Annotated in this window: 21 protein-coding genes; 9 read left to right on the top strand and 12 right to left on the bottom strand. The window is 57.6% G+C overall.

The genetic code is table 11. The annotated features are described in order from the left end of the window. Window positions 1-35 precede the first annotated feature (35 nt). Both ACVWZJ_RS11540 and ACVWZJ_RS11535 read left to right on the top strand, forming a co-directional pair. On the top strand, window positions 36-584 hold the full coding sequence (locus tag ACVWZJ_RS11540) for an NUDIX hydrolase (protein WP_011432186.1): 549 nt from the start codon (window positions 36-38) through the stop codon (window positions 582-584). 271 nt (window positions 585-855) lie between these two features. Then, on the top strand, window positions 856-1521 hold the full coding sequence (locus ACVWZJ_RS11535; RefSeq protein ID WP_011432187.1) for a hypothetical protein: 666 nt from the start codon (window positions 856-858) through the stop codon (window positions 1519-1521). Window positions 1522-1610: 89 nt separating this feature from the next. Here ACVWZJ_RS11535 and ACVWZJ_RS11530 read toward each other — a convergent pair whose 3' ends face one another. Then, window positions 1611-2444, bottom strand: coding sequence for a M23 family metallopeptidase (locus tag ACVWZJ_RS11530; RefSeq protein ID WP_238376870.1), 834 nt, complete (start codon window positions 2442-2444; stop codon window positions 1611-1613). A 283-nt stretch (window positions 2445-2727) separates the two neighbouring features. Between ACVWZJ_RS11530 and cruF the strand changes: the two genes are divergently transcribed. Together cruF and ACVWZJ_RS11520 are read left to right on the top strand one after the other, a co-directional pair. After that, window positions 2728-3798, top strand: a complete 1071-nt coding sequence (gene cruF, locus ACVWZJ_RS11525) for a gamma-carotene 1'-hydroxylase CruF (protein ID WP_414343391.1) — start codon at window positions 2728-2730, stop codon at window positions 3796-3798. 47 nt (window positions 3799-3845) lie between these two features. Next, on the top strand, window positions 3846-4883 hold the full coding sequence (locus ACVWZJ_RS11520) for a threonine aldolase family protein (RefSeq protein WP_457396131.1): 1038 nt from the start codon (window positions 3846-3848) through the stop codon (window positions 4881-4883). Between the two features lie 89 nt (window positions 4884-4972). Here the strand turns inward: ACVWZJ_RS11520 and lspA are convergent, their stop codons facing one another. From lspA to ACVWZJ_RS11505, 3 genes are all read right to left on the bottom strand, one after another. Further along, window positions 4973-5497 (bottom strand): signal peptidase II, encoded by a 525-nt coding sequence (lspA, locus tag ACVWZJ_RS11515; RefSeq protein WP_457396129.1) that lies wholly within the window; start codon window positions 5495-5497, stop codon window positions 4973-4975. A 260-nt stretch (window positions 5498-5757) separates the two neighbouring features. Then, the gene (locus ACVWZJ_RS11510) at window positions 5758-5982 is read right to left on the bottom strand and encodes a hypothetical protein (RefSeq protein ID WP_414357256.1); all 225 of its coding nucleotides are present in this window, start codon (window positions 5980-5982) and stop codon (window positions 5758-5760) included. A 157-nt stretch (window positions 5983-6139) separates the two neighbouring features. Continuing rightward, window positions 6140-6943 (bottom strand): ABC transporter permease, encoded by an 804-nt coding sequence (locus ACVWZJ_RS11505; RefSeq protein ID WP_457388863.1) that lies wholly within the window; start codon window positions 6941-6943, stop codon window positions 6140-6142. A gap of 166 nt (window positions 6944-7109) precedes the next feature. Here ACVWZJ_RS11505 and ruvA point away from each other — a divergent pair, with 166 nt between their 5' ends. The 3 genes from ruvA (at window position 7110) to ACVWZJ_RS11490 (ending at window position 9630) form a co-directional block, all read left to right on the top strand. After that, complete coding sequence (gene ruvA, locus ACVWZJ_RS11500; protein WP_011432196.1) at window positions 7110-7724, top strand: Holliday junction branch migration protein RuvA; 615 nt, start codon at window positions 7110-7112, stop codon at window positions 7722-7724. Next, window positions 7721-8329, top strand: coding sequence for a nicotinate-nucleotide adenylyltransferase (nadD, locus tag ACVWZJ_RS11495; protein ID WP_011432197.1), 609 nt, complete (start codon window positions 7721-7723; stop codon window positions 8327-8329). Before ruvA ends, nadD begins: the two co-directional genes overlap by 4 nt. A 146-nt stretch (window positions 8330-8475) precedes the next feature. Next, entirely contained in the window at window positions 8476-9630 is a 1155-nt protein-coding gene (locus ACVWZJ_RS11490; RefSeq protein ID WP_457396126.1) for an RNA-guided endonuclease InsQ/TnpB family protein, read from the top strand. A gap of 171 nt (window positions 9631-9801) precedes the next feature. Here ACVWZJ_RS11490 and psaC read toward each other — a convergent pair whose 3' ends face one another. Next, on the bottom strand, window positions 9802-10050 hold the full coding sequence (gene psaC, locus ACVWZJ_RS11485) for a photosystem I iron-sulfur center protein PsaC (RefSeq protein WP_011432199.1): 249 nt from the start codon (window positions 10048-10050) through the stop codon (window positions 9802-9804). Window positions 10051-10250: 200 nt separating this feature from the next. Between psaC and ACVWZJ_RS11480 the strand changes: the two genes are divergently transcribed. Next, entirely contained in the window at window positions 10251-10643 is a 393-nt protein-coding gene (locus ACVWZJ_RS11480; RefSeq protein WP_238376872.1) for a hypothetical protein, read from the top strand. A 26-nt stretch (window positions 10644-10669) separates the two neighbouring features. Here the strand turns inward: ACVWZJ_RS11480 and ACVWZJ_RS11475 are convergent, their stop codons facing one another. The 7 genes from ACVWZJ_RS11475 to ACVWZJ_RS11445 form a co-directional block, all read right to left on the bottom strand. Further along, window positions 10670-11032, bottom strand: coding sequence for a DUF3493 domain-containing protein (locus ACVWZJ_RS11475; protein WP_457396125.1), 363 nt, complete (start codon window positions 11030-11032; stop codon window positions 10670-10672). Window positions 11033-11035: 3 nt separating this feature from the next. Then, entirely contained in the window at window positions 11036-11677 is a 642-nt protein-coding gene (locus tag ACVWZJ_RS11470) for a hypothetical protein (RefSeq protein WP_011432202.1), read from the bottom strand. A 135-nt stretch (window positions 11678-11812) separates the two neighbouring features. Further along, on the bottom strand, window positions 11813-13114 hold the full coding sequence (locus ACVWZJ_RS11465; protein WP_457396123.1) for a gamma-glutamyl phosphate reductase: 1302 nt from the start codon (window positions 13112-13114) through the stop codon (window positions 11813-11815). Window positions 13115-13251: 137 nt separating this feature from the next. After that, entirely contained in the window at window positions 13252-13704 is a 453-nt protein-coding gene (locus ACVWZJ_RS11460) for a hypothetical protein (RefSeq protein WP_414421462.1), read from the bottom strand. Between the two features lie 57 nt (window positions 13705-13761). Then, complete coding sequence (locus ACVWZJ_RS11455; protein WP_414374958.1) at window positions 13762-14961, bottom strand: hypothetical protein; 1200 nt, start codon at window positions 14959-14961, stop codon at window positions 13762-13764. A gap of 138 nt (window positions 14962-15099) precedes the next feature. Continuing rightward, window positions 15100-16389: a hypothetical protein gene (locus tag ACVWZJ_RS11450; protein WP_457396121.1), complete on the bottom strand. Its 1290-nt coding sequence runs from the start codon at window positions 16387-16389 to the stop codon at window positions 15100-15102. Then, window positions 16386-17825 carry an NAD(P)/FAD-dependent oxidoreductase gene (locus ACVWZJ_RS11445; protein ID WP_457396119.1) on the bottom strand — a complete coding sequence of 480 codons (1440 nt, stop codon included), beginning with the start codon at window positions 17823-17825 and terminating at the stop codon, window positions 16386-16388. Before ACVWZJ_RS11445 ends, ACVWZJ_RS11450 begins: the two co-directional genes overlap by 4 nt. 148 nt (window positions 17826-17973) lie before the next feature. Between ACVWZJ_RS11445 and gshA the strand changes: the two genes are divergently transcribed. Then, window positions 17974-19128 (top strand): glutamate--cysteine ligase, encoded by a 1155-nt coding sequence (gshA, locus tag ACVWZJ_RS11440; protein WP_457396117.1) that lies wholly within the window; start codon window positions 17974-17976, stop codon window positions 19126-19128. Window positions 19129-19168: the final 40 nt, after the last annotated feature.

Genomic DNA, 19168 nt, shown 5'->3' with positions numbered 1-19168 from the left:
AGCTGAGAGCGGCTCTACTCTCGGGATCCCTTGCCATGCAAAACCCATCTCAGGTGATTCGTGAGCGCCTGCGCTATCAAGGCCATAAATACACCTTCGTCAGCCAGCGTTTGCGTTTTCCCAACGGCAAAGAGGGAGAGCGGGAGTACCTCATCCATCCCGGGGGGGTGGTGGCCGTGCCTGTAACTGCAGCAGGCAAGTTCGTCTGCATTCGTCAATATCGCTTTGCGGTCGCTTCCTATCTTTACGAATTCCCGGCAGGCACAGTCGAGCCAGGGGAGCATCCCGATGACACCATTCGCCGCGAGCTGGAAGAAGAAACGGGCCTGCGTGCCCATCGCTGGGATCCCCTTGGCCAATTTTATTTGTGCCCCGGCTATTCCAGCGAGATTATGTATGCCTATTTGGCGCGGGAGCTGGAAGTGCTGGATTCCCCTCCCGATAAAGATGAGGATGAAGATATTACCGTAGTGGAGTTTTCTGCTTCTGAGCTTACAGAAATGGCCCGTTTGGGAATGGATTTGGACAGCAAGTCCATTGCCTGCTTTTGGCGGGCCCAATTGTTTTTGGCTGCTGAAAAATAAAGCTCTCCGTCGGGGGGCTGCCCCTTGCTCCTGTAGGATCCTTTCCAATTGGCGGGGCGTCTCTCCAAGCCGACTTTGGCGGTTACAGGCGAATCTTGGGGCCTTTTGCGAGAATTCGGTAGTCCACTGGAACCGTCTATGGCCATCTAGGGGAGATCTCTAGGGGAGATCTAAGGTGAGCTCCACGTTGAGTTCAACACAAAGGGATCCCTTGGTTTACTGGAGGAGCCTTGCTGTCTCTTAGAATTTTAGGGGCGAGGAGTGAGGAAATATGCGGAAACTGCTGTATTCCTGTGGTCGAATAGCCTGGGGAGTGGCCTTGGCTGCCACTCTACCGGTTGCTGCTGTTCCTGCCTATCCCCAGCCTGTGCTTCCGCTGCTGCCGGTTCCTTCTGAGGGCGGCGCTGCTCGAGGTGGGGTTGTGGCTTTATTCAATCAATCCATTTGGTGGGATTTTATTCGCGGCAATCGCGGTGAAAACCTGCGCCTGTTCCCGGCCAGCCTAACCTCTCCATCTCGCCAGGATGTGGTGGCCGTGTTTCAGATTCAGCGGCAGCCCACCGTGGAGCCGGTGGTGCGCGTTCTCAGCTTCGAGCATCAGGGGGGGTATAGCTTTCGTCTGCTCCACACGGCTGAGCCGATCCCAGGGCGGTTGGTGGAGGCTCACCTGCGCACGGACATCACCTCCAGCCCACAGCCCAAGTTGGTGCTCCTCACCGAGCGAGGGGGCATCAGCCTGCTGCGCTCTGTCTTGGTCTTGGAACACCGGCCTGAGGGACTTGTGCCGCTGCTGAGCGTGACGGATCTGAGCAATGCCAGCCTGCGGGTCAGCCCGCAAGGGATCCTGGTCATCTCAAGCCCGCCCGGTGCCAGCCGTGACTTGAGGGCTACCCTCTACCAATGGGAGGGGGATGGCTTTGTCCGTCGAGATCTATAAGTCCATCATCTGTTGTGACTGTTGTGAATCTGCCTGTCAATATCCATCTTTGTCAGCGAGGTCTCGCGCGGAGCGGATGTCCGTCTCGGCTATCGCTGCCCTTGCCAGCAAGCTCCCAAACTGGGGGCTTGTCCCACCTGCCAAAGGAACAGGCTTTCGGCCCCAAGGGGGTGAATACTCCAGGGATCCAGGCCAGACCCAAACCACCCGTAGGGATCGACGGCAGCCGGTTGGCCCGAGTTGGTGTTGTCGAAGCGACGTACCTCGAAATGGAGATGGGGCCCGCTGGCACAGCCGCTGTCTCCCGATAGGCCGATGACTGCTCCTGCGGCCACCACTTGCCCCTCCTGCACCCCGATTTGACTGAGGTGGGCGTAGAGGGTCTCCCAGCGGGGAAGTGCTCTCCCGTCTGTTCTCTCCCCCTCCGAGAGTTCTGGCTCGTGCAGAAGGCGCACCCGCAACCCCCTGACCAGCCGGCCCAAGCTGGGGCAAAAAAACTCCGGCTCCTCGCGGGCCAAGGTGACCCGTCCTGCGGCAGCGGCCAGGATCGGGGTGCCCACCGGCATCTCCCAGTCATAACCGGCATGGCCATCGCTTTTGCCACACGGGTGCAGCGGGTCGGGGATCCAAACCTGGCCTTGCCCACTCACAAACCGTCTGTTGCCATCCCTCTCCCCCAAAGGCAGATCATGGTCGAAGAGATTGGTGACGGGAAATTCTCCGACAAAGGGCTTGTGCAAAAACGGCCACTGGGGCGGCGGCGGATCCCCATAAGCAGAACGATATTTTTCCAGCTCCAGCCGATAGTCTTCCAGATCCTGACGCTGGGCGGGATCTTCCGTGTGCTGCTGCAACAGATCCACCAGCTGCAGGGCCTGAAGCCAGTCCTGGCGCTCCACAGCACGAGCCAGTTGGGCGTACACCCCCACCCGGGATCCCTGCGGCGAAGACGGGGAGGAGACCTGAGGAAAAACGGGCGATATGTTTACGAATTGATACAATAGACAGCAAAATATCAGCAGTGTCACCGTTAGCGGTGGTGACATCTCCGTCCAGAGGGCCATTCCAAGTAGGCCGGCCTGCAAGCAAGCGGGCTTGTTCTTGGCTTTAGGCTCTCTCTTGGGGCCATCCGCTTTTTCCCTCAGCCGCCGTATGGGTTGCAAGGAGACAGAGCGGCTTCGCTTAACCACTCTTCGGGAGTTTCTCATGCGTTGGTTCTCGTCCTCTGGTGTTCTCGTCAGCCTGCCTTTCCAGTCTTCTGTTGGGCGAAGTGTTCTGCCCCTGTCTGGCTCGATTTGGCAGCGGCTGGAGGCCTTAGCTCTGGGTTTGCACATTCTGTCTTTGCTTTTTGGGTTGGCAGGGTTGCTCTGGGTTGTACCCCATCCTGAGTGGGTGGCCAGTTTGCCCCCCATTGGCATTCAAGCTTTCTCCTTGAGCATGGGCAATGGCGGCGTGGCCTACATGGTGTTCGGTGCGCTGGCGGCAGCTCTGATGGGATCCCGGCTGTTGGGGGTGCGGCGCCTATTGATGTTTTTGATCCCGGCGGTGGGCATTTCCTTGGGCAGTGAGCTGTTGGGCACCAGCACTGGGATCCCCTTTGGCAACTATGGCTACCTGAGTGGGCTGGGCTACAAGATTGCCGGGTTGGTGCCTTTTACCATCCCTCTGTCTTGGTTTTATGTGGGGTTGTCGTCCTATTTGTTGGCGCGTGTGGCTCTGCAAACCCAGCGCCACTGGTTGATCCACTTCGAGGCCATCATGTTGGGGGCCCTGCTGCTCACCGCCTGGGACTTCGTGCTGGATCCGGCCATGACCCGCGGCTTGATCCCGTTTTGGACGTGGTTTCAGCCGGGGCCCTTCTTCGGTATGCCGCTGCAAAACTTCGGGGGTTGGATGCTGACCGGGGCTGCCTTTATGACGGTGGCCAATCTGCTGTGGGGGGAGGATCAACCCATCCTTGACCGCCGCCAGTTGGTGGGGCCGCTGGTGCTCTATGTAGCTAATTTTGCTTTTGCCCTGTTGATGAGCCTGGGCTCCGGCATTGTTGCGCCGGCGGGGCTGGGCCTGTTGTTGGGGTTGGGGCCCGCTTTGGGGTTGTGGTGGAGTGCAAAGACCCCATCCCGCTATTGCGAAAGGACTCCGTCCCGCTATCGCGACCAGCCTGAGCCGCCTTCCCATCCCCAAAAGGACTCTGTCCCGCTATTGCAAACGGTTGAGGGAGAGGCAGGTCAAGCCTGGGATACTTTGGAGGATCCCGGTTGGGTTGGCGCGAAGTAAGCCGGCCCTAACCCTTCCTCGGCGAGATCCCTTGGGTTGTCCAGGCCATGAACTTCTGCAGCGACAATGTCACAGGCGCCTGTCCTGAGGTGATGGAAGCCCTGTTGGCCCTCAAGGGATCCGCCATGCCCTATGGAGGGGACGAATGCACAGCGCAGGTGCAAAGGCTGTTTGCCGAGATCTTCGAGCATGAAGTGGCAGTGTTTCCGGTGACAACAGGATCTGCTGCCAATGCCCTGGCCCTTTCGGTGCTCACCCCGCCCTACGGGGCGATTTATTGCCATCCCGAGGCCCACATCAATCTGGACGAATGTGGAGCGCCAGAGCTGTTTACAGGTGGGGCCAAGTTGGTGGGGATCCCAGGGGAACAAGGCCGTATCGACTGGGGCAACTTAAAAGCAGCCCTGGAGCGGGCGGGGTTTGGGGTGGTTCATCACGTGCAGCCTGCCTGCCTCAGCCTGACGCAAGCCACTGAGGCCGGCACCCTCTACTCCTTGGAGCAGCTTGGATCCCTGGCGGATTTGGCCCATCACTTTGGCCTTAAGGTGCATATGGATGGGGCCCGCTTTGCCAATGCCCTGGTTAGTTTGGGTTGCACCCCTGCCGAGATGACCTGGAAAGCGGGGGTGGATGTGCTGTCCTTTGGGGCCACCAAAAATGGAGCCTGGGCTGCGGAAGCGGTGGTGTTTTTTCATCCAGATCAGGTGGGCGATTTTGAGTTTCGCCGCAAGCGCAGTGGCCATCTGGTTTCGAAGATGCGCTTTTTGTCTGCCCAATTGCAGGCTTATCTCCAGGATGGGGTGTGGCTGCGCAATGCTCGCCATGCCAACGCGATGGCCCAACGGTTGGCGCAGGGACTGGGATCCCTGCCGGGAGCCAAGTTGGTGTATCCTACCGAGGCCAATGAGGTTTTTATCGAGCTGCCGGAGCCGGTTCTCCAGGCCCTAGAGGGAGCGGGGTTTCGGTTTTACCGCTGGCTGGGGGAAGGTCACCACTTAATCCGCCTGGTGACGGCTTTTAACACTTTGCCCGCAGATGTCGAGCGCCTCTGCCAGGTGGCTCAGCAAGCCAGCCGTTTGCAATAGGCGGACGGAGTCCTTGCAGCTGACCGGGGATCCCCCTGGCCAAAGGCCTGAGCATCCCAAGGGATCCCTGAAGGCTGTTCATCGGCTCGTCAATCCTTAAAGTGGGTGCTGTCGCGACCGGGCTTTTTCTCCAGGCAGGGCGAGGCGGAAGTCGATCCCGTTTTCTTTGAGTTGTCCTGTAGCAGACCAATCAGCAGACAGGCCACCCCAAGGTTGATGGCCACATCCGCCACGTTGAATACCGGAAAGCGGATCCAGACCCAATTGAAAAAGTCCACGACATAGCCGTTGACGAAGCGGTCGATGCCGTTCCCCACGGCTCCTGCCCACACCAAGCCATAGCCGGCCTGTTCCCATCGGCCCAGGATCCCGCCGCGAATGGCCAGCAGCGCCAACGCCAGCGCCACCCCCAGCGAGATCCACTTCAAGAGCTCTGCCGAATCTTCAAACAGGCTCCAAGCAGCGCCGGTATTCTCCACGTAGGTGAGGTGAAACACCCCTGGCCACAGCTCAATCTCTGGCCCCGGCAGCAGCCGTTCCACTGCCCAGTGCTTGGACGCCTGATCCAAGATTACCCCCAGGATCCCGGCCAGCCAAAAGCCTTTGTTTTTCATGTCGTCTTGGCCTCAATCACGTCCACCGGCAAGAGCGCCCCGATGAGCACTTTTCCCATCCTGACATGCTGCTCTTCTGCCGGCTCATTGCACAGAAGCTCAAGGGCGGAGCTCTGGACTCGAAGTTGGGCCTGTAACGGGATCCAACACCGGTGAGTGGCCTCAGAAGCGATTGGCCGCCTCTGGCTTGAGAGGAGCAGCAAGAAAACCGTCCAGCTTAGGCAACTGGACGGGGATCCCCTGGGGGTGGACAGGATTGGCTACCGACCCTGCTGCTCCAGGGAGCGGCGCAATTCGCTGGCCATCTGCATGAACTCTTGCGGGTTGCCCGCTTTGCCGTAGGAGGAGCGATCTTGAACCTTTTTGCCGCTGCCTTGGCGGGTGCGGGTGCTGAGCAAAGAGCTGGCCATTTCCATGAACTTGGCAGGATTTCCCTCGCTGCTGCCCCGCACGAGAGGGGCGCGTCCGGCACGAGTGACAGCCATAGATACCTCAATTTTCACAAATGAAATGCTTGTTACATTTTCTCACAAGGGCTCTGCGATCAACCAGGGCCAGCGTTTCTTTGCTGTTACAGCGACTCCGGCCAATGCTTGGGGATCCTTCTAAGCCGCAAACCTTGCATGAGGCTGGAAAGAGCCATCAGCGAGTCGTGGTTTTCTCTTGGGTCAAGTGATGGATCAGCCAAATGGGGAGCACCGTCAGGCCGATCACCCCCAGAGCCACCACGCTGATCACCGGGCGCTGCCGAGGCTTGGTGAGCTGGCTGAACACCCAGATCGGCAGGGTTTGCTGCTGGCCGGCGGTGAAGGTGGTGACGATGATTTCATCGAAAGACAGGGCAAACGCCAGCAGGGATCCCGCCAATAGGGCCGAGGCCAGTTCGGGCAGAAGGATGTACCGAAAGGTTTGCAGAGGATTGGCCCCCAAGTCGGCAGAAGCCTCCAGTTGAGAGCGTCCCATGCGGCGAAACCGGGCCAGCACGTTGTTGTACACCACCACCAGGCAAAAGGTGGCATGGCCGATAACAATTGTCCAAAAGCTGAAAGGGATATGCAGCAAATGGATCGCCGAGCGCAAGGCGATCCCGGAGACAATGCCCGGCAAGGCGATGGGCAGCAACACCAAAAACGAGATCGTCTCGCGGCCAAAAAATCGGCTGCGATAGACTGCTGCTGCCGCCAGGGATCCCAGCACCACCGCCACTCCGGTAGCCAGCACAGCCACCCGCAAAGACAAAAACAAGGCCCGCCAAATATCGGCCCGCCCCCAGGCCACGGCAAACCAACGCCAGGTCAGCCCCGGCAAAGGGAAGCGCAAAGTCGCCTCATCGGGGCTAAAGGCGTAAAGGACGATCACCAGCAGAGGAAGATGGAGAAAGAGCAGCACCCCCAGCGAGAACAGGATCCAAAGCCATTGGCCGATGGGAAAAGGGCGAATCGGCATGGATGAGGGAGAATACAGAGCCGGATGGGGAACAGTCTACAGGTAGAGAAATGGTCTGTGAAATAGCCTTGTAGGGAAGCAGCTTTTGGCAAGGACTTTAGATTGCTTGGCTGACTCTGGAGCTCCAGTCGAGCAGAGTATCCCAAACCCAGATTAAACTCGCAGCATGATCGCGTTTTTAAGCGGCCACCTTGTGGCCATCGAATGGGGAGAGCGCAGCAGCCTCACCGTTGAGGTGCAGGGGATCGGCTATCGCGTCAAGGCCCCAGGACGTTTTCTCAAGCAACTGCCCGCAGTGGGGGAGCCCGTCCGGGTGTTCACCCATTTGGTGGTGCGAGAGACCGAGCTGGTGTTGTACGGGTTTGGCTCGCCAGCCGAGCGCGATTTGTTTGTGGAACTCATCAAAGTCTCAGGGGTGGGGCCGGCTTTGGGCTTGGCCCTGCTGAATACCTTCGGCCTGCCGGAGCTGGTGCAGGCGGTGGTGACCGAAAATGTGCGCCTGCTCTCCCTCACGCCGGGGGTAGGCCATAAAACGGCCCAACGGCTGGCCTTGGAGCTGAAAACCAAGCTGGCCCACTGGCGACAGGGGATGGGGGTTGCGGATCAACCCTTGGCCGGGGGGCCGCCCATGCCCATCCGAGAAGAGGTGGAAATGGCCTTACTGGCCCTGGGCTACAGCACTCAGGAAATTCAGGCTGCCTTGCAAGCTCTGCCCACCCACCCCCGCCCAACGGAAGACTGGCTGCGGGATGCCATCACCTACCTGAGCCAGCAGCCATGAAGCACCGCCGCATTGCCATTCTGGGTGGAACCTTCAACCCTGTACACCACGGCCATTTGATCATGGCAGAACAAGCTCTTTGGCAGTTTGACCTGGATCAGGTGCTGTGGATGCCGGCAGGGGATCCCCCCCACAAGCCTCTGGCCCCTGGCGCCAGCAAAGCCGACCGCTTGGCGATGGTCAAGCTGGCCATTGCCGACCACGAGCGCTTCGCCTGCTCAGAGCTGGAGATCCGCCGTTCGGGGCGCTCCTACACCATCGAGACACTGCGCACCCTCATCCAGGAGCAACCCAATACCCAGTGGTACTGGATCATCGGCGTGGATGCTCTGCGGGACCTGCCCCAGTGGTATCAAGCGGAAGAACTGGCCCGCCTCTGCCATTGGATTGTTGCCCCACGGGTGGATGCCGGCGATGCCGCCCAGGTGCTGCAGGCGGTGGCCGCAAAGCTGCCCATCCAAGCCCAAATCCTGGAAGCCCCTACCCTGACGCTCTCTTCCACCTACCTGCGACAGCAAATCCAAAAGGGAGGGTCTATCCGCTACCTGGTGCCCCCTGCTGTGGAGCACTATATCCGTCAGCACCGCCTCTATCTGCAGCCCTAAAGGAAAAAAGGGGGCGGATCCCCCCTCTAGAATCACCAAATTTTCGGGCTGGAGGCCCGCACCATAGCCGCAGGCTTGGTGTCGGGAGGAAAGCCCGCCTCCATATAGGTTTGCTGGTCAAAGCCTGGATGAGCTACAATAAGCCCATGAGCCAGACTATATCCGTACGTTGCAAGCTGATAGTCCCACAAGAGTTGCGTCAAGAAATTGACCGCACCTTGCAGAGATTTGCTGACGCTTGTAACCAGATCTTGGATACCGCCAAGCGCGAGAAGTGCTGGAACACCGCCAAGCTGCACCACTTGGTCTATCGACCGGTAAGAGCAGCAACGGGGCTGAAAGCCAACCACGTCTGTCAGGCGCTCCGTCGGGTGATTAGCAACGCCAAGGCGGTGAAGCAAGTCCACAGGTTCCGCCCCACCAGTCTGACTTTGGACGCTCGTACTTTTAAGTACCGAGAGTCCGACCAGGCCGTGGGCGTGACCCTGATGAGCGGACGGGTTTGGCTCAAGCTCAAGATTGGCGGCTATCAAATCGCTTTGCTGCGGGGGCAGAAGCCGACAAGCGCAACCCTGTCCAAGACCAAGCAAGGGGACTACTACATCAACATCGCTGTTGAGCTGGATACTCCCCCGACTGGCAAAACTCCAAAGGTAATCGGAGTTGACTTGGGCAGGCGGGATATCGCCACCGCTAGCAACGGACGCTCTTGGAGTGGAGAGCACATCCAGGCCGTCCGTGACCGGTTCAGCCGTGTACGCGCCAAGGTTCAATCCAAACGCACTCGCAGCTCTAGGAGACTGCTGAGAAGGCTCTCTGGGAGAGAACGGCGCTACCAGACATGGCTGAACCATAACATCAGCAAAACCTTGGTCAGGGATGCCCAGGCTATTGGTGCGGCACTGGCTTTTGAAGACTTGACAGGCATCAGAGATTGCCTGAATCAGAAGTCTCGAAGTAAGGCTGAGCGGCGCAGGACTAACAACTGGGCGTTCTACCAGCTCAGGATGTTTGTAGCCTACAAGGCTGCCATTGCCGGAGTGCCTGTGGTGCTGGTGCCGCCTGCCTACACCAGTCAGACCTGCCACAAATGCCTGCACATCCACCCTGAGCGGGGTAAGTCCTACCGCAATGGCAAGTCGTTCAAGTGTGGACACTGCGGGTGGGAAGGGGATGCTGACCATAACGCTGCTCAAGTAATCTCTCTCCTTGGGGCGACTGTAAACTCGCCTGAAATTCCGAAACTTAGCTGTCCTCTGGGGCCGCTAGGGATTGGGATAAAGCTCGCACCCTGCACATAGCGCGGGTGTCGGGTAGTTTACCAAACAGCTTAAGACCTGCCATACGCCACAGCCTCTCCCCGGAAGAGGGAAAGGCTGGAACTGGGTTGGGAAGTAAACTGCTTTTCTGGTACTCTGGAATACTTGTGCTCTGTGGGCAGTTGAGAGTGGGGTTGCGGCCAGGTGCCCCCATCAGTAGGCTAAGCCCATGCTGCGGGTGGTTTCGGGGCCAAGGTAGACTCGGATGCTCAGAAAATCGGTGGGACAAGCGGTTTCACAGCGTTTGCAGCCAACGCAGTCTTCGGTGCGGGGAGCGGCAGCGATCATGCCAGCCTTGTTGTTCCCCTTCCAGGGCACCATCTCCAACACGTCGGTGGGACAAGCCCGCACACACTGAGTGCAGCCGATGCAGGTGTCGTAGATCTTGACCGAGTGAGCCATTAGCGTTCTCCAGTCGAGCAGGTTGAAACGTTAAAAAAAGGTTTACCGAATCCGCAGGGCAGCAGCATCGCTGCGCAAGTGCCCTCAGTGTACAGTAGTCCTGGGAAGCCTCCAAAATCTCCGATCCAAATGTTCAAACAAATTTACATCCGGTGGGCCAATGGGAAGGTTGCTGGGGTTGGGCTAGGATCGGCCTGAAGATGACAGGACAAGGGATCCCGAACATGGGGCGCTCGGTGCAAGATTGGCGAAGGCAAACTCAGGGCAATCTGCGTCGTCTGGGGCCAATTTTGCTGGAGATCTTCGAGGAAAACGTCCCTCGCCTACGCCGCTGGGATCAGCAGCTCACCGACTGGGTGCGCAGCCACCGCTGGGGGGTGGATCCGTCTCTGCCCAAGGTGGCTATCTATGTCCTGGGCGCAGTGGTGATCCTGGCGATCCCACTTCTCACGTTTGTGGCTTTGGGGGCCTTTCTGACCTTTCTGGGTGTCCAAATTGTCCAAAAGTGGTCACAAGGGGATCCCGCTCGCCAAACTCAGCGCCGCTATCTGCGCAGTGCTGACGCGGATGATGATGACTTTGATCTGGATTGAGAAAGGGGCTGCAGGGAATGGGCGGGCTAACTGTCCGCCGACCGTTGGGGCTCCTGGGAGTCTTGCTGCATGCCCAAGCGTTGCTTCACCTGTCGGATCAACTTCTGGTGAGAGCGGTTTTCCAGCCTGTTCAGGCCGATGGCGCCGGCCAGGATCCCCAACTGTAAGGCCAAGCTGGGCAAGGTGGTGTTCAAGTCCCGTCCCGCCAGGGCTCGAAAGAAAAACACAAACGCCCCGATGGTAGCCGAGAACCCCACCGCCAAGTAGATGAAGCGCCGCAAGCTGCGGTAGGGAGCGGCCAGCTCCGTCAACAGCCTCACCTGCTCTGCTGAAGAGGGATCCCGCCGCTGCGACAGGGGCGATCTTGGCTTGGGATCGGAGTCTGCCATTGGCTACACCTCCTCAGGCAACAAGAGGGGCTCCCGACCGGAAACCCCCGCCAAAACGGCTTCGGCAGCGCGGCAGGCGGCCAGAATATCTCGCTCTTCCCCTCCCAAGTACACGCGGCCAAAGCTACCGAAAGGCATCACCTCCAGGATGTTGATCTGGGCAGATTTTTCTGCCTCGTTGGCAGCCAGGGGGGCATAGCCTGCCGGTTGCACCTCCAGGATATAGAGGGTTTGGCCGGCCAGGAGCATTTGGCCACGGCGGGAACGGTTAATCAACTGGGTTTGGTGGGGATCGATGTTGCGGATGATCTGGCTGGAGATGATGCGGGGCTTGAGGCGCTCCTGTTCACTCACCCCTAAGGCAGCCAGAATCGCCCGTCCGGCGGTGCGGGTATCCCCTTGGTTGCTGGAGTGTACTTCCAGAAGGCCGTAGAGGCGTTCCACCACCTGCAGCCCCGGCCTCACCGAGGTGGCCTTCAGGGCAATATCCATAACGCGGTTGATCTCGATGCCGGGGGAAATCTCGACCCACAAAGAAGTGTCCCCAGGCAGGGGCAAAAAGCCGTAGGCTACTGTGCCCAGATAAGCAGCATACTGGGGTTGCAGCCGATCCAAAAACACGTAACTGCGAAGGTCGATCCCCAAAAAAGTCCTCCCTTTGGGCTCAGTTGGATGTTGAGCTGATGGCGATCTACATTCTCATTCTCTAGCCTCATCCCAGCTCTTGGATCTTGGGCAGACCGGCCAACCTTGGCGCATCAGTTGGGTTGCTGCCCGGCTCTACAGATCGCCCTGAGCCACCACCTTCACCGTTGTCAGGGCTTCCACGTCGATGGGCCCGCGCACGTGCAGCCGCTGGGTAGAAATGCCCAAAGACAGGTCGCGAAACGCTCCCAACGTGGGGATCCCAGCTCCCCGGCCTGCCGAGAGGGGGGAAGTGTTGATGTGGATCAGGGCGGCATCTACTTCCTGGAGAAAGCGCTGGGCCGCCGATTGGCTATCGGTGAGGATCGTCTCCGATTGACGGCAACCATTTTTGTTAATCCAGGCGATCGCCTCCGTCAGGTCGGCAATGGGCTGCAGGCGCAGATGAGGTCGTTCCGTCGAGTCAAAGCCTTGCCCAAGCGGCTGGAGCTGCGGGAACTGTTCCAGAATGGAGGCGGCTGCCTGGATATCGATCCCGTGACCCAGCAAGTCCTCAATCAAGGCGGTCAGATGGTTGGTGGCCCAATCGGTGTGGATCAGCAGCCAGAGGGTGAGAGGCTGATAGATGGGGATCCCTTCTGAGCCATACTGGGCGAGGGGATCCAACAAAACCGACTTGACCAAGGGCCAAGGGGCAGTGCGATCCAGATAGATGTGGCCGTAGCCCAAATGGGTGGCCAGAGTCGGCACTTTGCTGGCCTGCAACAGGAACTCCACCCAGCCGGGGCGACCGCAGGGAATCACCAGGTCTAGGTAGCGGGTTTGCTGTAACAACGGCAATAGTGGGGAATCTACTTGGGGATCTGCGGTTCGGTCTTGGGCGGGCAAGGTTTGAATGGCCCCTTCCGGGATCCCGTGCTCATAAGCCGTCTCTGCCAAGAGGTTGACCATAGCCTGGTGAGTTTTCTGGATGGGACCGCTGCTGGCCAAAATCACGCCATTTCCTGTTTTTAGGCACATGCCAATGCCATTTAAGGCAAACTCGGGGTAGATTTCATAGACCAGAGCAACCAACCCCAACGGGACGCGGTAGCGGCCAATAAACAGGCCATTCTCCTGGCGGTGCCCTTTCTCCAGCTTGCCAATGGGATCCGGCTGCTGGGCCAGGAGAGTCAGCAACTGGGCGGATCGCTGTAGACGCTCGGGGGTGAGCTTCAGGCCGTTGAGGATCCACTCCGGTACGGTTTGCTCGCGGCAACTTTCCAGGTCGAGGGTATTGGCTTCCAGGAGCAGATCGGAGCGCTCCAACAAACACCGCGAGAGAGCCAGCAGGGCCTGGCGCTTGGTTTGGCTGCTCAACCGCTGCATCTGCGGTAGCAAACGGCGTACCTGTCGCAGAGTGGTACCTAAGTCAAAGTCTGAACCGAAATCTGTCACTTGAACTTCTCCCGCCTAGCCCATTAGAGACAGACCCGCTGCGTTCTCCAGACCACTGCTAACAAGAAATGGTTGGATCCACAAGTGCTGGGGCTGCCAATTCTGGAGACCAGTCGCTGGAGAAAATCTCACTCACCTCAGGGCCGCCGCAGCAGCAGGATCGCCGTTACCATCAGCAGCGTTAGCAACAAGCCGAGAATCATGAACCAACTGAGCAACTGGGTTTGGTTTGGGAAGAGCACTGCGCCGATGAACCCAACCGCCAAGACAATGCCCAAGCTGAGGGTGAGGCCCAAGAGCGCGGATCCCTGTAGGGTGTTTTCCCGCCGCAACACCCATTGGTAGCCGTTCCAGAACCACATTTTGCGGTAGGGATAGGAAACGGCCAGTTGCTCGATGTACAGGCGGTCGGGGGTAATGGCAAAAATATGCTGGCAACGGCTACACCCGAAGGCTTCGGTTAGGGTGATCAGGCGTAACTGACCTTGATGGCAGCACGGGCAGGGGTAAATTTTGGTGGGCTCAAGGGTCTGAGCGACACGCGGGGTTGATTTTCGATGGGGAAACTTGCGGGGAGAAGAGAACGCCACAGCTCTCAGCCGGTGAGAAGTTGGGATCCCTCACATCCTATCTTCAGGAAAGCGGAGTCAAGCCACCCAGAGATGGTGGACGTAGCGCCAGGTGAGGATTTGGTTGAGGGCGAGGAAGATCAAAGCTAGAAGCCCGTAGCCCAGCTTCAGGATAGTGCCAAGATAGCCAAGCACCCTTTGGGGGATGAAGCTGAAATCGGTGTGTTTGGCCCAATGTACCAACGCCAACACCTGCAGGATGTGAACCGGCAGACAATAGCGGCTCATGCTTCGCTGGCCCAAGGGGCTCGTACCCGTCAGGGCAATGTAAAACATGGCCCAAGCAGCCAGATGAAATCCCAGCCGCTCCCGCCAACACTGGCTTCTACCTGCCATAACTCCTGCCGCATCCATTAAACCTGTAACAAGCAGGGATCCCAGGGTGGCAGACACAAACAGTTGGCTAAGAGCGTCAGCCCACAGCCCAGGGTCTTTCATCGGTGCAGAAAGAGAGAGTAAGCTTTGCCAGCGTTCGGCGGAAAGGACATATGTGCGAGCTTGGAAAATAGCTTGATAATTGGCTTTCACGCCGGTAAAGTAACGCTGCATTTCCAGGTAGAGATCCCAGCGTCCGAAGCGGAGCTGACAGTAGAGAAAAAAGCCCAGGCCACCCAACAGAGCCAAGCTCGCTGCCATACTCGTCCAAAACCAACGGCGGGCTTGGGTTCTCTCCCCCGCTTTCAGGAGATTCAAAAAAGGGAGCAGCGCCACCGGCAAGCCGACAATCCGAGTAGCACTCATCACCAAGCCGTGGATCCCAGCCAGGAGCATCAGCAGGGGACGGCCCCCGTGAATTGACCAGTAGAGAAAACCCAGTAGGCTGGCCATAAACAAAGATTCGCTGTAGCCCACGACCAGGTAAAAGCTGGTGGGATAAAAGAAGATGAGCAAACTGGCCAAAATTTGCCAGAGGGGGGGAATTTGCCACCTGCGGTAAAGCAGGAAAAGGTAAACCCACATCAGCCAGCAAAAGAGCTGGGCGGTGAGGTAGAGCCCCAGTTCAGGGTCAACTCCCACAAGGTGACTGATTGCGGCCACTGCCAGGGGATAGCCGGGGAAAAAAGCTACGTTGCTCTGCTCATAGGCAATCTTGTCGAAACCCACAAACTGGTACCCCCGCCGCACAATGCTGAGATACCAATAGCTATCCCGCTGACTCAGGGCTGTGAAGGCAGAAGCATAGTCACCGCGTTTTGTCCAGAGGTATATCGTTAGCACTTGCAGGATAGTAAGCGCTAAGCCTAGCAAAGCAATCCGAACAGAGAAGCAACCTAAAAGTTTGCGGATCTGCTGCAACAGATGGCTGAGGCGAAGACTCATCGGCACATTGCTCTTTCTCTCGTCAAGACGGCTCCGTCAAGCCACCCAAAGATGTTGGACGTAGCGCCAGGTGAGGATTTGGTTGAGGGCAAAAAAGATGAAAGCCAAAAGACAATACCCCAGCTTCAGGGCACTGCCAAGATATCGCCAAGCCCGTTGGGGGATGAAGCTGAAATCGGTGTGTTTGGCCCAATGCAGCCAGGCCAGCACCTGCACGATGTAAACCGGCAGGCAATAGCGAACCATACTTCGCTGGCCCACCACACTCATTCCTGCTAAGGCAATGTAAAACATCACCCAAGCAGCCAAATGAAACCCCAGCCGCTCCTGCCAGCGCCGACTTTTGCCGGCTGTGGAGCTGATCCCATCTATCAAACCGGTCACCAGTAGGGATCCCAAGGTGAGAGGAACAAACACTTGACTGAGGGAAATTGCCCATATCCCAGCTTCCAAAGCTTCAGAAAAGGAAAACAGGGATCGCCAATGACCAATAGAAAAGAGAGGAGTATAGGTGTGCGCTTGAACAATGGCCAGGTAATTGACAGAGCTGGGGCCAAAGTAGGACTGCATTTCCATGTAGAGATCCCAGCGTCCAAAGCGAAGCTGACAGTAGAGAAAAAAGCCCAGCCCCCCCAGCAAAGCCAGGCTCACTGTCGCCACTGTCCAAAGCCAACGTCGGGATCCTGACCAGAGATTGAGAAGTGGAATCAAGGCTACCGGCAAACCCACAATGCGGGTGGCGCTCATTGCCAAGCCGTGGATCCCGGCCAGGAGCATCAGCAGGGGACGATCCCAATGAATTGACCAGTAGAGAAAACCCAACAAGCTAGCTGTAAACAAAGACTCGCTGTAGCCCACACACAGATAAAAGCTGGTGGGATAAACCAGGATGAGCAAACTTGCCAAAGCCTGCCAGAGCGGGGGAATTTGCCACTTGCAGTAGAACAGGAAAAGGTAAACCCACATCAGCCAGCAAAAGAGCTGGGCGGTGAGGTAAAGCCCTAGTTCAGGGTCAACGCTCAAAAGGCGACTGATTCCAGCCACCGCCAGGGGGTAGCCGGGGAAAAAAGCCACGTTGCTCTGCTCATAGGCAATCTTGTCAAAGCCCACAAACTGATACCCCTGCCGCACGATGCCGAGATACCAATGGCTATCCCACTGAATTAGGCCCTTGAAGATGGAAACATAATTGCTCTCCTCACTCCAGAGGGAGATCATGAAGATCTGCAGCACCGTCAAGGCCAAGCTGGGCAACAAGACTCGCCCTAAAAAAGGGCCAAGATGCTGCCGACCTCGCTGCAACAGATGACTGAGAGGCAAGCTCATCGCTGAACTGTTAAGGGTGAAGATGTCACTTTGATTTCTTCTTGGTAATCGTCATCGGAGTTCACCTGCCAGAGATTGTGACTACCGGGTTGGAGAATGTTTTCAGCCGCCAGTAGGCCCATCAGTAAACTGTGATCTTGGTTGTTGTATTTAAATGAGCCGTAGCGGCCCACCACTTGCAGATTTTCAAACTGGCTGAGATACTCCTGCAAAATAGCCAAATCTTCTTTATAGCTACCGGCATAGATAGGGTAGGTGCGAGGTAGGCGTACCACAAAACCGCTACAGATCTTCTGCTCTTGCAGCAAGCCAATGTGACGCAGCTCTTTCTCAGCCAAAGCCAGCAATTCCTTTTCGTCGGCTTGCCACAGCGGATCCCCAAAGTTGCACCAATACTCACAGCACAAAGGGGTTTGTTCCCAGTTGGGCAGCATAGCCGGAGACCAATTGGCGAAGTTGGTCACCCGCCCCAAAGCCACCGTCGAGTCGTTGATGTACAGCCAGTTATCGGGGAAAAGCTGGGATCCCTGCACAATTAGGTAAACCAAAACCGTGTTGCGAAACCTAAGATTCCGGGCTGCCTGCAACACCTTTGGGGGTGGTAATTCCTGCAGACTTTGCACCAACACCGTTAGAGGAATCGAAGAAATGACGTGAGAGGCAGGAACCCAAGTCTCTTGCTGAGTCTGAAGGTTGCGCAATTGCAGTTCGGCAATTTGGGATCCCTCGTGCCTAAGGGCGACTACCTCTGTATTGAGCAAGACTTTCTGTCCTTCGGCAAGCAAATACTCCTGCATTTTTTCATAGAGCTGCCCGGATCCCAGGCGAGGAAACTGAAACTGATCGATCAGGGATTTCACCGAACCTCGATTCCACCCCAATGCCTTTTGGATGGCTCGCCCAAGGCTGAGACCTTTGATGCGCTGAGCGGCCCAATCGGCACTGATCTCGGTACAAGGGATCCCCCAAAGCTTTTCCGTATATCCTTCAAAGAACATTTGAAAGAGTCGGGTGCCGAACTTGCCTTTGACCCAGTCGGCAAAGTTCTGGGGAGCTGGTCGCGGAATTAATTGTGCCCAGAGATAGGAAAGGACAATGTGCAGGCTTTCCCACCAACCCACTTTGCGCAGGACTTCCCAGGCCTGAATGGGGTACTGAAAATACTGCTTGCGGTAATAGATGCGGGTGAGCCGTCGGACGGTTACTTGCTCGGATTCCAAAACCTGATTCCACAACTCTCGCACCGGCAGGATTTTAGTGAAAAAACGGTGCGGGCCATAGTCCAAGATAAACCCCTGATACTGAATACTTTTGGCCAAACCCCCGACCTTCTCCTCTCGTTCTACCACCACTACGGAAAAACCCAGTTGGTTCAAGCGATAGGCAGCCGCCATGCCTGCCGGCCCCGCTCCCAGGATGTAGATGGGATCCCCCACTCTGTCTCTTCCCGAAACTGCTTTACAGGGACATTCTAAAACAGGTCGAGAAACTTCCCTACCATCGGCCAATTCCCTGCCAAACCCCAGGACAATGAGGGGAGAAGAGAAAGGTTAGACTGGTGAGGCTGCGGCTGGAGGCTGGCCTGTGCTGTTAACCAAGGGCTTTGAGGTGGAAATGTACACCGGCACCGCCGCCGGGGAAGTGGTGGGCTTGTCGGATCGCATTTGCCAGGCTTTGCCGGGGTTTGTGCGGGAGCCGGATCGGCGCAACGTGGAGTACATCACCCCTCCCCTTCGCCGCTACGAAGACCTGCTCTGTGCCTTGTTGCGGCCTCGCCTACAGTTGCGGCAATTTTTGCGCCGTCTTGGCCCTTACACCCTTCTGCCAGGGAGCACGCTAGCTTTGGGCGGCAGCGATCACTTCGAGCGGTCGGATCCCGGCAACCCCTACCACGACTACATCGAGCGCACCTATGGCACGCGGGTGGTCACCGCCAGCATTCACATCAATGTTGGCCTGCCAGGTACCGAGGCCATCTTCCGGGCCTGTCGCCTGCTGCGAGCGGAAGCATCTCTCTACCTAGCTCTGAGCGCTTCCTCCCCTTTTCTGGACGGACGGGTGACGGGATCCCACTCCAGCCGTTGGCAGGTGTTCCCCAAAACGCCGGCTCAGGTGCCCTTCTTCCGGGATCACGCCCACTACATTGCCTGGATCCAGGAGCAGCTAGCCTTGGGCACCATGCAGAATGTGCGCCACCTGTGGGCCTCGGTGCGACCCAACGGCCCGGAGCGGCCCTACCACCTCAACCGCGTGGAGCTGCGCATTTGCGATCTGGTGGGGGATCCGGTAATGGTTCTGGCGATTACCGCCTTGGTGGAAGCCCGTCTCTGGCAGTTGCTGGCCCAGCCGGAAGCGCTGGATCCCTTGCGGGGGACCTTTACCCCAACAGAGCTGGAGAGCCTTTGCGAAGCCAACGAGCAGGCTGCTGCTCGAGAATCGCTGCAATCTCATTTGGTCGATTGGCGGACAGGCCGGGAACGGGCGGCCCAAGAGTGGATCGAAGAGCTGCTGACCGAAGCTTGGCGTATTGGCCAACCTCAAGGCTTGGGCTGTTTTCTAGCTCCCTTGCAAACCCTGCTCCACCAGGGCAATGAGGCCCAACGCTGGCTGAAGCAAGTCAACCAGGGATCCACACCTGCCCAGGTGTACCAACAGGCCATCCAGGAGCTGGCCGAACAAGACCGAGAGAGCATGACTCTAGTCAATAATAAGCTCAACTATACTGAAAATAATGTATAATATGTTCAGTACGGATTACTACCAGTTGATCTTTCTGTTT

The organism is Thermostichus sp. OS-CIW-29 (assembly GCF_054058195.1).
This window is presented reverse-complemented; position numbering and strand designations above follow the sequence as displayed.